The sequence below is a fragment of the Acinetobacter sp. YH1901134 genome (assembly GCF_013416965.1).
Lineage (GTDB): Bacteria > Pseudomonadota > Gammaproteobacteria > Pseudomonadales > Moraxellaceae > Acinetobacter > Acinetobacter amyesii.
In genome coordinates this window covers 25,085-37,496 of record NZ_VPEW01000003.1, presented here as the reverse complement: position 1 = coordinate 37,496, position 12,412 = coordinate 25,085, and the positions used below count along the sequence as shown (strand labels likewise).

General features: G+C 41.7%; 11 protein-coding genes and 1 pseudogene. 7 read left to right on the top strand and 5 right to left on the bottom strand.

The genetic code is table 11. The features are described 5' to 3' along the window. Nucleotides 1-128: 128 nt before the first annotated feature. Nucleotides 129-1,532, bottom strand: coding sequence for an amino acid permease (locus FTV50_RS01760; RefSeq protein ID WP_078192075.1), 1,404 nt, complete (start codon nt 1,530-1,532; stop codon nt 129-131). Nucleotides 1,533-1,864: 332 nt separating this feature from the next. Here FTV50_RS01760 and FTV50_RS01755 point away from each other — a divergent pair, with 332 nt between their 5' ends. Next, complete coding sequence (locus FTV50_RS01755; protein ID WP_180023301.1) at nt 1,865-3,226, top strand: sodium:alanine symporter family protein; 1,362 nt, start codon at nt 1,865-1,867, stop codon at nt 3,224-3,226. Nucleotides 3,227-3,466: 240 nt separating this feature from the next. On the opposite strand, the pseudogene FTV50_RS01750 reads toward FTV50_RS01755, so the two are convergent. Continuing rightward, nucleotides 3,467-3,823: pseudogene (locus FTV50_RS01750) on the bottom strand (hypothetical protein); the annotation flags it as partial. A 185-nt stretch (nt 3,824-4,008) separates the two neighbouring features. Here FTV50_RS01750 and radA point away from each other — a divergent pair. From radA to FTV50_RS01720, 6 genes are all read left to right on the top strand, one after another. Beyond that, nucleotides 4,009-5,397, top strand: coding sequence for a DNA repair protein RadA (radA, locus tag FTV50_RS01745; RefSeq protein WP_180003350.1), 1,389 nt, complete (start codon nt 4,009-4,011; stop codon nt 5,395-5,397). Nucleotides 5,398-5,520: 123 nt separating this feature from the next. Further along, nucleotides 5,521-6,522, top strand: coding sequence for a Tim44 domain-containing protein (locus FTV50_RS01740; protein WP_078192078.1), 1,002 nt, complete (start codon nt 5,521-5,523; stop codon nt 6,520-6,522). 210 nt (nt 6,523-6,732) lie between these two features. Continuing rightward, complete coding sequence (locus FTV50_RS01735; RefSeq protein ID WP_180023300.1) at nt 6,733-7,080, top strand: hypothetical protein; 348 nt, start codon at nt 6,733-6,735, stop codon at nt 7,078-7,080. Between the two features lies 1 nt (nt 7,081). Continuing rightward, nucleotides 7,082-8,833 (top strand): PepSY domain-containing protein, encoded by a 1,752-nt coding sequence (locus FTV50_RS01730; protein WP_180023299.1) that lies wholly within the window; start codon nt 7,082-7,084, stop codon nt 8,831-8,833. Next, on the top strand, nt 8,830-9,168 hold the full coding sequence (locus FTV50_RS01725; RefSeq protein WP_180023298.1) for a DUF3325 domain-containing protein: 339 nt from the start codon (nt 8,830-8,832) through the stop codon (nt 9,166-9,168). The genes FTV50_RS01730 and FTV50_RS01725 overlap by 4 nt, the downstream gene beginning before the upstream one ends. Nucleotides 9,169-9,270: 102 nt before the next feature. After that, complete coding sequence (locus FTV50_RS01720; protein ID WP_180023297.1) at nt 9,271-9,783, top strand: tetratricopeptide repeat protein; 513 nt, start codon at nt 9,271-9,273, stop codon at nt 9,781-9,783. A gap of 64 nt (nt 9,784-9,847) precedes the next feature. Here FTV50_RS01720 and FTV50_RS01715 read toward each other — a convergent pair whose 3' ends face one another. From FTV50_RS01715 to FTV50_RS01705, 3 genes are all read right to left on the bottom strand, one after another. Next, on the bottom strand, nt 9,848-10,372 hold the full coding sequence (locus FTV50_RS01715) for a cysteine peptidase family C39 domain-containing protein (RefSeq protein ID WP_180023296.1): 525 nt from the start codon (nt 10,370-10,372) through the stop codon (nt 9,848-9,850). 160 nt (nt 10,373-10,532) lie between these two features. Next, nucleotides 10,533-11,144 (bottom strand): hypothetical protein, encoded by a 612-nt coding sequence (locus FTV50_RS01710; RefSeq protein ID WP_180023295.1) that lies wholly within the window; start codon nt 11,142-11,144, stop codon nt 10,533-10,535. 172 nt (nt 11,145-11,316) lie between these two features. After that, nucleotides 11,317-12,258 (bottom strand): DUF4424 family protein, encoded by a 942-nt coding sequence (locus FTV50_RS01705; protein ID WP_180023294.1) that lies wholly within the window; start codon nt 12,256-12,258, stop codon nt 11,317-11,319. Nucleotides 12,259-12,412 lie beyond the last annotated feature (154 nt).

Sequence of the window (12,412 nt, the reverse complement as noted above, 5' to 3'; positions counted from 1 at the left end):
GCTGTTTAATACAAATCGAAACGCTAATAAACAGTCTGTTTTAACTTAAAATAAGTCCATATCCAAATAAAAAAGCTGCCCCCTCAGGAGCAACTTTTTATGTTTTTAGATCAGATCAAAAATGTAAATTAATGGTGCTTTTTCTTATAAAAACCAAAATAACCAATAATCAAAATGATGAACCAAATTGGGCTCACCATGAGCGCTTTCATGGTATCTGCTTCTAGCGACAAGACATAAATCATGCCGATGAAGAAGATAATCACAAGCCAGCAAGTATATAAGCCACCTGGTAATTTAAAGGTTGATTTCGCATGCAGCTCAGGACGAGTTTTATAGTAAACGATATAACTCCAGATAATCATGAGCCATACGCAGATAAATAAAATCGTCGAAAGTGTGGTTGCTAAAGTGAAGGCTTCAACCGTGTTCGGTACGAAATACTGTAATGCAGCACCCAACAGTAAACAAACTGCCGAGAAATATAACGCATTTGCAGGAACTGCACGTGAGTTTAAACGACCGAACGCTTTTGGACCTTGCTCTTCACGAGATAAACCAAACAACATACGTGAAGTCGAGAACACACCACTATTCATCGATGACATAACTGATGACAACACAACCAAGTTCATAATAATCGCAGCAGCAGCAATACCAGCTTGGCTAAACAAGTTCACGAATGGTGAAATGCTTGGGTCAATGGCATTCCATGGCGTAACGGACATCACAATCACAAGTGCAAGCACATAGAAAATAATGATACGAATCGGAATCGAGTTCACAGCTTTAGGCAAGTTGTGTTCTGGATCTTTGGTTTCTGCTGCCGTAGTACCAACGAGTTCTACGCCGACAAAGGCAAAAATGGCGATTTGGAAACCTGCCAAGAAGCCAGTTACTCCTGTTGGGAATAGACCACCATGTGACCATAAATGTGTGAATGATGCGATTTCACCTGTCGATGAGGTAAAACCGGTAAAGATCATCCAAAGACCGACACCAATAAGCACCACGATTGCAATAATCTTAATCAGTGCAAACCAGAACTCTAATTCACCAAAAAGTTTAACCGTAACAAGGTTTAAACCCATGATAAAAACAATGGCGGCAACACTGATCATCACCCCTTCTTCGGGCGAGAACGGGTTACCTCCATTAAAGAATTGCAGGTAATAAATGATGGCCGATAAATCAGCAATCCCTATAGTGATCCAGCACAGCCAATAGGTCCAACCCACAAAATAACCTGCCCACGGGCCGATTAAGTCGGTTGCAAAATCGATAAAAGATTTATATTCAAGATTTGATAGTAATAACTCGCCTAATGCACGCATGACGAGGAAAACCATAAAACCAATAATCATATAGATAATAAGGATGGACGGACCAGCTAAACTGATGGTCTTTCCTGACCCCATAAATAAACCTGTACCAATCGCACCACCAATCGCAATCAATTGCAGGTGTCGGTTGGACAAGCTTCGTTTCAAATCGCCGCTATCAGCGTGCGATCCATGAATTTCATTTGACATTATTTAATTCAACTTCGCGTTCCAATTGCGACAAATTAACGTAAAAATTTCAGAAAATACAAAATTATTTCTCATCATCTATATTTTCGGATTAAGTGACAAAGTTAATTTATTTTTCTTATATATAAAAATCTTAGCGCCAGTTCACATTTTAAAGCGACCAATAAAACAACAATTTACTTGTAATAACTTAAATTTTATGCAAAAAATATTTTACCAACGATAAAAATTTATGCCAAAAATCATGGAAGTTTCTAACAATGGCATATCAATTGCTACAGATATCAAAAATGTAGCATTCACTCACTCAGGGCCGATAAGAAGAAGATACTATGCAAGAAATTCAAAATATCATGGAAACACTCAGTGGATGGGTCTGGGGCCCGTACATGTTGGTCCTCATTGTCGGAACAGGTGTATTCCTCACCTTCCGACTACTTTTCTGGCAATTTCGCATGTTGCCTTTCGCATTCAAACAAGTCTTTGGCCAGCATCCTAAAGCCAATCAACATGATGGCGATATTTCTCATTTCGCCTCACTTATGACCGCACTTTCTGCCACCATTGGTACAGGTAATATTGCCGGTGTAGCCACCGCTTGTGTGCTCGGTGGTCCGGGCGCAGTGTTTTGGATGTGGATAACCGCGCTCTTTGGTATGGCAACCAAATATGGTGAAGGTGTACTCGCTGTGAAGTTTCGTCATAAAAATGAAAATGGCGAAATGAACGGTGGTCCAATGTATTACATCGAACGTGGACTTGGACCTAAGTGGAAATGGTTGGCAGTGGTATTTGCCCTATTTGGTACTTTGGCATCCTTTGGTATTGGTAGCTCAGTACAGTCCAACACTGTCGCGCTTGCTGTGGAAAACAGCTTAGGGATCAGCACACTCACCACTGCAATCGTCATCACCATATTCTCTGCCCTCGTTATTTTAGGCGGCATCAAATCCATTTCAAAAGCCTCTTCATTTATTGTTCCAATTATGGCGGTAGGTTATGTATTGGGTGGCTTAATCATTATTTTCAACAACCTTGAATTGGTGATTCCTGCACTAAAAATGATCTTTAGCTATGCATTTACGGGCGAAGCTGCTGCGGGTGGTGCGATTGGTGCCGCGATTCGTTATGGTGTGGCACGTGGTGTATTCTCTAATGAAGCAGGTATGGGCTCAGCACCCATTGCCGCTGCGGCTGCAAAAACTGACCATCCAGCACGTCAAGGTCTTGTCTCTATGACAGGTACGTTCTTAGACACCATCATTGTTTGCTCAATTACAGGTATCGTACTGGTGATGGGCTTCATCATGGCGGGACAAAGCTTTGGTGATCAAACGGGTGCCGTACTGACGATTAGTGTTTTTGACAAACTACTGCCAGGCTTCGGTGGTTGGGTCGTGACTTTCGGTATTATTTTCTTCGCTTATTCAACCATTCTGGGTTGGAGCTATTATGGTGAAAAATGCTGTACTTACCTGTTAGGTGAAAAATCAGTAATGATTTATCGCTTAATTTACATCGCATCAGTATTTGTCGGCTGTGTCGTAACACTTGATCTCGTTTGGCTATTTGCCGATACCTTTAACGGTTTAATGGCTGCACCAAACTGTATTGCACTGTTATTGCTCTCAGGCATCATTGTAAAAGAATCGAAAGATTTTATTGAACGTCGTAAATCAGGTGAATTGTACTAATCCCCTGCTAAACAAAAAGCCACGTGAATTCACGTGGCTTTTTTATTCGGACTGAAAATCGATATTTACTTATTGAATTGTGCCAATTTGACCATCATCAAATTTGTCGTTTTTCGTCTTGCTTTCATTGGCTGCTTCATCTTTTGGATCTGATTCAGCATCTTCAATAAAGCCTTCACCAAATTGGTCACCAAACTCATTTTCAGCATATTCAGAATCTACAGCACTGGCTTCCATCAGATCAGCTTCGATTTCTAGGGCAATTTCCAAAGATAAAGAAAAGAACAATACCCCCTGAATTTTCATGTTCCCTTGTTCATCTTCAAGGTATTCACTGAGGGTTTTATATGCAGGGCTGCTTTCATCAAAAGGCACGTCGAGGTATAAGTCACCCGTGTAGCTATCAATTAAAGACTCACCTTCTAGCCCCATACAAGGGAAATAGTCTATATTTTGCAGGTCAAACCAGTGCATAACATCATTACGCACCGTATTTTTTTCAGGATGTTGATGATCATATTCTTCAAAATGCACAAATAACACATCACGATTTTTTTCACGTGCGATGGCATCGATATGTCGTAATAGTTCAGTCATGTGGTGACCCATTTCAAAAAATATAATGCGCTATTATAAAGTGCTTACTATGTAAAAGTGCAGCTATTGAAAATAAAACGACATCAATTGACCTTCATCAGTCATTTCATGCGATAAAAACTTGGTTTTTCGATGTATTCACCGCTATGCTGTGACTCAATTTGAGTTTGTGCACAGTAAATATTATGGCGAAAGCAAAAAGTGTCTATCGATGTGAACAATGTGGTGCTGATCATCCCAAATGGGCCGGTCAATGTACCGAATGTGGTGAATGGAATTCATTAGTCGAAGTCAATATTGCACCCGCCGTTACACACCGTGCACAGCCTAAAATGGGCGGTGGCTATGCAGGTCAAGCTGCTGCTGTGACCACCTTAAATCAAGTTTCAGTTTCGCATGAAACTCGAATGGCAACAGGCATTGGTGAATTTGACCGTGTGCTCGGCGGTGGACTGGTCACAGGTTCAGTAGTGCTGATTGGTGGTGACCCCGGCATTGGTAAATCCACTATTTTGCTACAAACTGCAACCTATATGGCGGCGAGTAAAAGTTCTGCCTTATATGTCACTGGTGAAGAATCATTGTCTCAAGTGGCTCTACGTGCCCAGCGCCTAGACTTGCCGACCGATCAACTCAAAGTCATGGCCGAAACCTGTGTCGAGCGTATTTGTGAAGTTTTGGCACATGAACGCCCTGCCGTTGCCATTTTAGATTCGATCCAAACCCTATACACCGAGACACTCCAGTCTGCGCCGGGCGGTGTTTCCCAAATTCGTGAATCGGCTGCACTCCTGACTCGCTTTGCCAAAAATAGTGGCACTGCGCTGTTTATTGTCGGTCACGTAACGAAAGAAGGTTCTTTGGCAGGCCCTCGCGTGCTTGAGCACATGGTCGATTGTGTTTTGTATTTTGAAGGTCAGTCTGACTCGCGCTTCCGTATGATTCGGGCGGTGAAAAACCGTTTTGGTGCTGTCAACGAGCTTGGTGTATTTGGCATGACTGATAAAGGTCTGCGCGAGGTATCAAACCCTTCCGCCATTTTCCTGAGTCGTTATGATGAAGCCATTCCGGGTTCCATTGTCATGATTAGCCGTGAAGGTACACGTCCACTTTTGGTTGAAGTTCAGGCTTTGGTAGATGATGCGCACGGACAACCTCGACGCGTGGCCTTAGGTTTAGAACAAAACCGTTTAAACATGCTTTTAGCCGTTATGCACCGTCATGGTGGCGTACAAACTGCAGGACAAGATGTCTATGTCAATGTCGTGGGTGGTTTAAAAATCACAGAAACCGGTTCTGACCTTGCGGTACTTTTAGCCTGCGCCTCTAGCTTAAGAGCTAAAGCCCTACCACAGCATTTGGCAGTATTTGGTGAAGTCGGCCTTTCAGGCGAAATCCGCCCTGTACCCAATGGACAGGAACGACTCAAAGAAGCCATTAAGCATGGGTTTAAAACCATTATTTTGCCGCGTGGTAATGCACCGCAAAAACCCATTTCAGGTGTAGAAATTATTTCTGTCGCACGTTTACATGAAGCGTTGAGTCAGGCAATTACGCTGACCGATGAGTCTTAGTTACGTGGAATCGTTTATTTTGAATGAATTTTCAATTTTTTACCGATGTTCTATTGAAATTCAGTACAAATGGCGGCATAACTAGATGGCTATTTTAACTTTATATAGATATAGGAAAATTTGATGGAAGTTCGACAGCGTGGTTTGATGACTGCTCTTTTAACAGCAGCCCTTTTGGTAGCGCCGATTGCAGAAGCGAAACGTGCCGGTGGTGGTAAAAGCCATGGTATGAGCCGTCAAGCTGCTCCAACTCAGTCTTATCAGCAACCTCGTCAATCTGCTCCTGTTCAACAGCCTGCAACTGCTGGCGCTCCAGCAAAATCTGGCTCGAATGTGGGCGGAATGGTTGCTGCTGGTGTGGCTGGTGCTGCAATTGGTGCTGTCGCTGCAAATGCGATGGCCGATGACAATAACGGTCAAGCAGCTTCTGAAGCGCAAGCTCAACAACAGGAAGAGAAAGGTGGTATTCCAGGCTGGATCTGGATTTTACTTGCCGCTGCTGTTGCCTTCTTCATTTTCCGTAAGATGGGCGCAAAAAAAAAACTAGCCGCTAACAATCCTTATGCGCCAAACAGCGGTGCAAACAATGCACCGTTTGGCCAACAAAATGCTGCACCTCGTGCAGGTAATGACAATACGAATATTTTTGGTAATTCTGTAGGCGGTAATTCAGCAGCTTCAAATGCTCCATTTGGTGCAGCTGCAGCAACGAACGCGCCTTTTGGTGCTGCCTATACCAACAGCGGCAATCAATTGCCGGATGGTACAGAGCCAGCAACATTCTTACGTGTTGCACGTCAGCGTTTTAATCACATTCAATCGATGAATACTGCAAGCAACATTTCTGAAATTCAGCGTTACTTAACGCCTGATCTTTACCAGTCGATGTATAACGACATTATGGCGAATAAAGATGAAGACGTTGCTGAGTTTTCTAACCTAAATGCTATGGTTGTCGATTCTGCTAACGAAAATGGTCAATACGTTGTAAGTGTGCGTTTTACAGGTACTGTAAGTGAAGACTTAAATAGCCTGCCACAGCCATTTGCTGAAGTATGGCATTTTGTTAAGCCTGCGGGTTCTGATCAAGACTGGTTAGTTGCAGGCATTCAACAAGAGCAATAATGTAGACAATCAAGCATTCATGCATTCATGCATTCTAAAATAGCGACTTCAGTCGCTATTTTTTTGCCTTCAATTCCCCTCTTTTTAAATCCATTTCTACTCAGCATGCTGAAAAATCAATAATTTTGTGAATACATTATTCTAATTATTAATAATAATTGTTACCATTTAGATTAACTTTAATACAATTTCCAAGCGCTTAAGTATTTTATGAATAGCTCACCACCTGAGGCACTCGTGACACCCCTCACATCTGCGCTGCCTAAAACGCGTAAAGACATCCCCTCTCTATTGACCTATCGATTGATGATTTTCTATCGATTTACCCTCGCTTTAGTGGGCGGATATGTTGTCGCAATGCTATCTGCCATCGTAATCGCAGATGTGTTTAGCGAAGACCGCGGAAGTGCAGCCATGAGTGCAACTTTAATTGCATTTATCCTGTGGAGCTGTGCATTTATTTGGGTCTTTATGGTGAATAAAACCCTCAAAGCAACTTTAGGCATTGTGATCCCTGCGGTGTGTTTGTATGCCATTTACATGATGATGGGAAGCTAAAATGCGTGTTGATGCAAAAGTAGAGGGACCGCGCCAGTCCATGTCATGGCTACATACATGGGCTAGCCTTATCTTAGGTTGGTTGCTGTATGCTATTTTCCTGACCGGAACCCTGAGCTTCTTTAAAAATGAAATCAATGTTTGGATGACACCTGAGCTGCATCAATCTGTTCCAGCCAGTTCACAAGTCCAACAAACTGAAGTCGCACTGAATTATTTACAGCAAAATCATCCGAATGCAGGTGCTTGGAATATTTTGCTGCCGAATACGCGTCAAAATGCCACATTAATTACCGTTCGTGAACAAGGTGAAGACCCTCGCGCACGCCGTGGTGGTAAACAAATCTACATTGATAGTGCTACAGGTGAAGTGCTTGAGCCGCGCGATACGCGTGGTGGTAATTTTCTCTATCGTTTCCATTTCGAACTATATGGCATGCCACGTATGTGGACACGATGGTTTGTCGGGATAGCGACACTGTTTATGTTAGTTGCCATCATTAGTGGTGTAATTACTCATAAAAAAATCTTTAAAGATTTCTTTACCTTCCGTTCAGGTAAAGGACAACGTTCTTGGCTCGATGCACATAATGCAACCGCAGTATTTGCGCTCCCCTTCCACATCATGATCACCTTTAGTGGCCTATTGCTGCTGTTATTTACGATCATGCCTTGGGGGATTGAGCGTATTTATGAAAACCGGGGACAATTTTTACAAGAACAAAATCGTGCTTTGGTTCAAGAAAATAAACCTGAAGGACGTGAATCTGCTCAAGGACGCGAAGAACGTGGCGAACGCCCACAGCAAGCCCGTGCCAATTCTGCACAAAACCCAGGTGAAAATCGCGCTGAGGGCCGTGGTGAAGGTCGAGGAGATCGTCGCTCTAAACGTGAAGAGCAACCTGTTGTTGCTGCGCCGTTGACCAACTTAGCACCAATCGTGACTGCGGTTCAGGCTGAATGGAAAACTAATCCTATTAGTACCGTTAGCATCATTGCACCGAATACAGACCAAGCTAAAATTGAGCTACGCGCCTTACATGGTGAAAGTGTTGCATATCGAAATGTCTATGCAAGTAAACAATTTGATGGCGTAACAGGCAAAGACTTAACTGACGAAAGTGCCAAGTTAAAGCACCCTTCTGTACCGATGGGTATTTACAATGTAGTCACCACGCTACATGAAGCACGTGGTGTAGACTTAGCTCTACGTTGGCTGCTGTTTATTTCAGGGATTGTAGGCACCTTGATGGTCGCTACAGGTCTCATTCTGTGGTGTGTAAAACGTGCGCCGCAACAGCAAAAACAAGGTTTTAAATCATTTGGCTACCGCACGGTTGAAGTGACCAATATTGCAGCGATTATTGGTTTACCCATTGCCTGTGCAGCATTTTTCTATGCCAACCGTTTTATTCCCGCACAGCTTGAAAACCGTTCGGAATTAGAAATTCGTAGTTTCTTTATTGTTTGGCTACTGACGCTCGTTTATGCGATTTTCCGTACGCACCGTCAAGCGTGGCTAGAACTTTTAGCTTTTGCCACAGCAATTTTTGCCTTACTGCCGATTGTAAATTTCATGACTGGAGGTCAACCGCTTTGGAATACCATGGCAAATGGCCAATGGATGATTGCATCCTTTGATCTTGCAATGTGGCTTTTGGCTATCTTGTTTGCCTACTCATTTTACAAAGTGAAAAAACATAAAGGGCTGCCTGTTAAAAAAGCACGTGGCACAAAGGAGGTAGAAGCATGATGTTCTTTCTCCTGATTTGGGCACTGAGTAGCTTAGGTTTTTTTGCCTTGGCATGCAGCATGTCTAAACATCAAAAGCAGTTTTACAGCAAAGAGTTAAGTGTGGGCCAAACACGATTAGCCACGCTAGTCGGCTGGGCGCTATTGATCATCGCCTTACTACTTTGCCTCTCACTTGGCACGCCGAGCAATAACATCAGTTATTGGTTTGGCGCGCTGACCATTGCGGCTTTATTTGTCGGGCTATGTATTAGTTATATCGCTGAATACTTTTGGAAAATTATTGGTGCATTGGTTGTCGTATTTGTATTGTCAGCAGTGTTATTGAAATTTTAATTCTTTAGACAACGATCTCTAAACATTGAAAGCCAATCTTCGGATTGGCTTTTTTCATGCCAACCGATTAGGCTATGCCTATTCTGCTCTTTTGGATTACACATGTCTGAACTTTCGATCTCTCCTGCTTTATATAACCGCGCCATGGCAGGCAATAAAGATGCTCAATTTGAACTGGCTGAAATTTATATGCAAAGTGAAAATGATGAGCATGTTGAACTTGCTGAAGAATGGGCACTCAAAGCAGCTCAGTTAGGTCATGTAGAAGCGATGTATTGGCTGGGTGAAGGCTATGCAGTCTATGCCAAAGATATGCTCGAAGAAGATCCTGAAGAATCTAAAACCTATTTTGAGCATGCGCACCGCTGGTTAGAACAAGCGTCAAAACATGACCATCCTGCTGCAATTTTAGAATTGGCCACTTTTTACCGTCGCGGCGATGTGGTGGAAAAAGATGTCGCTAAATCCATTGAACTGGTTGAACAATCTGCAAAATTAGGTGAAGTTCAAGCCATGCGTGATTTGGCTTTTATTTATGCTAATGGATTAGGCATCGACGCTGATGAAGAAAAAGCAGATTTTTGGAATGAAAAAGCCAATGTGGCTGAGCAATAATCCAATTATTTTCTAAAAAATAAAGCCCATCTCATGATGGGCTTTTTGCTTTTAACAAAATGGCTCAGCTCGCCACATAGTTATTTACATCTACAGTAATCACTTGTCGGCAAATGCCTTCTGCTCCACGCTGCTGTTCAAATACATCTGCTGGCATGGCATCAAAGCTGTCAAAGAAACTAATTTCAGTTTCATCAATGTCATACACCAAAGAATGGTTCCCCACGCCCTCTAGAGTATCGTAATACACAATCACAAACTGATTTTGTTCAAAAGCCTGCTGAATTTGTGCATAGCCAATTGCAGGCAATATAGGTAGTTCCAATTGGTCTGCTTCTGCATAACTGCGTTTTTCACTGTCCTGTAGCTCAGGATCATGCTCTGTGTAAAACTTTACTTGGAAGCCAAACTTTTTTAACCCAACGGCTAAACCAATGGTTGTTGTGCCATGCTCTGCCTCATAGCCGCAGACTTCGACCAACTGTTGAACATCCGCATCAATGCCTAAATGCTGCAACAGCATCCATACTGCAAAAATGCCGCCATTGGCTTCAAGATTGGCTAATTCTTCAGGCATTTCCATAGACATAATAAGAACTCACAACTTAAATCTGCAGTGATAATAAACAAATCAGCGCGATTTGTACGGCAATTTTTATAAACATAGTTATGCCGCATCAAAAAAAATTTATCCCTAGTGCAGAAGTTTTTTAGGACGAAGATGTTTACTCCATATCAGGTTTAGCTTTTTACACCTTTGCCTTAGGCTTAGTCTTACTTTTTTTAGCGGTCTTAGATTCTTTCGAATCAGAAAAGGCATCCCACAGCAAAATGACAACGATAAGAACTAAAACCAAGGACAGCATTTGAAGGCCGTAAATCAGCCATGCAAACCCTGAATTACGAAGTTCAAAATAGTCTTGGTTAAGAAAAAATCGTGATTGATTCGGATTTTGAGTATTTACATACACTGAATACTGCTGCTGATGTATTGCATGCTCAGTTTTGAGTGCTGCTCTGACTTTTAAATCCTGCGACGTTTCAAGAAACCAAAGCATATATTGCGGGTCAAGTTTATCTGCAACACCTGTACTTATTTGCTCATTCAGCATGTATTGGTATTGCACTCGCGTATACGTATATTGCAGTGAACGCCTTTGCCTATAATCATCAATTTCAACTTGATTAATCTGAACCTGATCTGCCAAAATCCAGTTGGGATGAGTCAGTTGAAATTCTTTAATTTGTAAAAAACTTGAACTAAAAAATATGGCTAAAACAGTGCTATACAAAACAATAAAACTGAGGCCTTGACACAACCAGCTCCATGATTTTTTTGCTGATAAATCTAAATACTGCATACAGCAAGCCGTACAACATTATTGAAAACAGCAACAAATGCCATTTGTCATTTTTCATAGAAAAAAGTATAACAACCATATAAACAGGCACACATTCCCAAGAAATATGCAGCATATGATTTAAATTTTTCTAGGCTCATTACTTTGGTTATATCTCTTGCTGGATTGTGTCTTATGACGGACGTTTACTCACAAAAATAATGTCCAAATCTTGTTTGGGTACAAAATTCTTTTCAGTCATTTGAAATTGCGTATCGCTAAGTTTTTTGACTTTACCTGCCCAGCAAAATGAAACCAGTTCGTTAGCATCCCGCTCAATAGTCAGCTTAAAATCTTGAATAGGTTTTGCCCAATTGGCACCTGTTTTTAAGATATAACCCAAAGCTTGAAATGGTCCATGCTGTGATTTGGCCTTTCTGAGTCCTGCCTTAAAGTTTTTATCCATACAAAATTGTTGATTATACTCATCTGGATATAACGCCACAGAGCCACCCACCAGCGGTGCATATTGATGCTGTACGCGAGTAAATGCTTTGGCTTTAAAGGTTTGCTTCCAGCTGTAAATTACCTGAGATGACCATGAAATGACTTCACTCGGATCTTTGGGCAATACTTTTTGCAGCGCTGCATTTTTACAGTTTCTGAGCTTTGTCTCGAATGTTTCATATTCATCATCTTGCCTGCTCCACGGATTCAGCATGTCTTTTTCCGTAAACCCGCATTGCTTAAAACTCTCCGTCATATCAATCGGGGCTGTTTTTTCATCTTTTTGAATAAAAGTGCGCACATGCATTTCTGGCTGAATCGTTTTTCCATTCACCTGAACTTTAAAACTTTTTAGCAATTTTTCAGTATTGGCAAAATCAGATTCAAAGAAGTTTTCAACTTTTGGCAGCGGAAATAAGACCGTTTCAGTCACATCTTTATTGCTTAAATTTTTGAACTGGTAATCGACCTTGATGATTTTTTTACTAATAAACAGGTCTTCACTGAACATTTGAATATCTTTATTTTTCAGGTATTGCACACCGCCTGTTGCCACATAGCCTGTTGAATCGTTGGATATGGTCAGAACAGGCCAAAACATCAATAAAGCCATTAAGGGTTTAATCATTCTTCTTATACTCACAACCGATTTATTAAATTTAACACTCACAGCGTAATTTTAATGATCAAGAAATCTATAAGTCAGATATTAACCAATTTCAGATTGGAACAAAACGTAATTCCAAGTACAATACTCCGCTAGTCGAGGGATGCTGCGACTT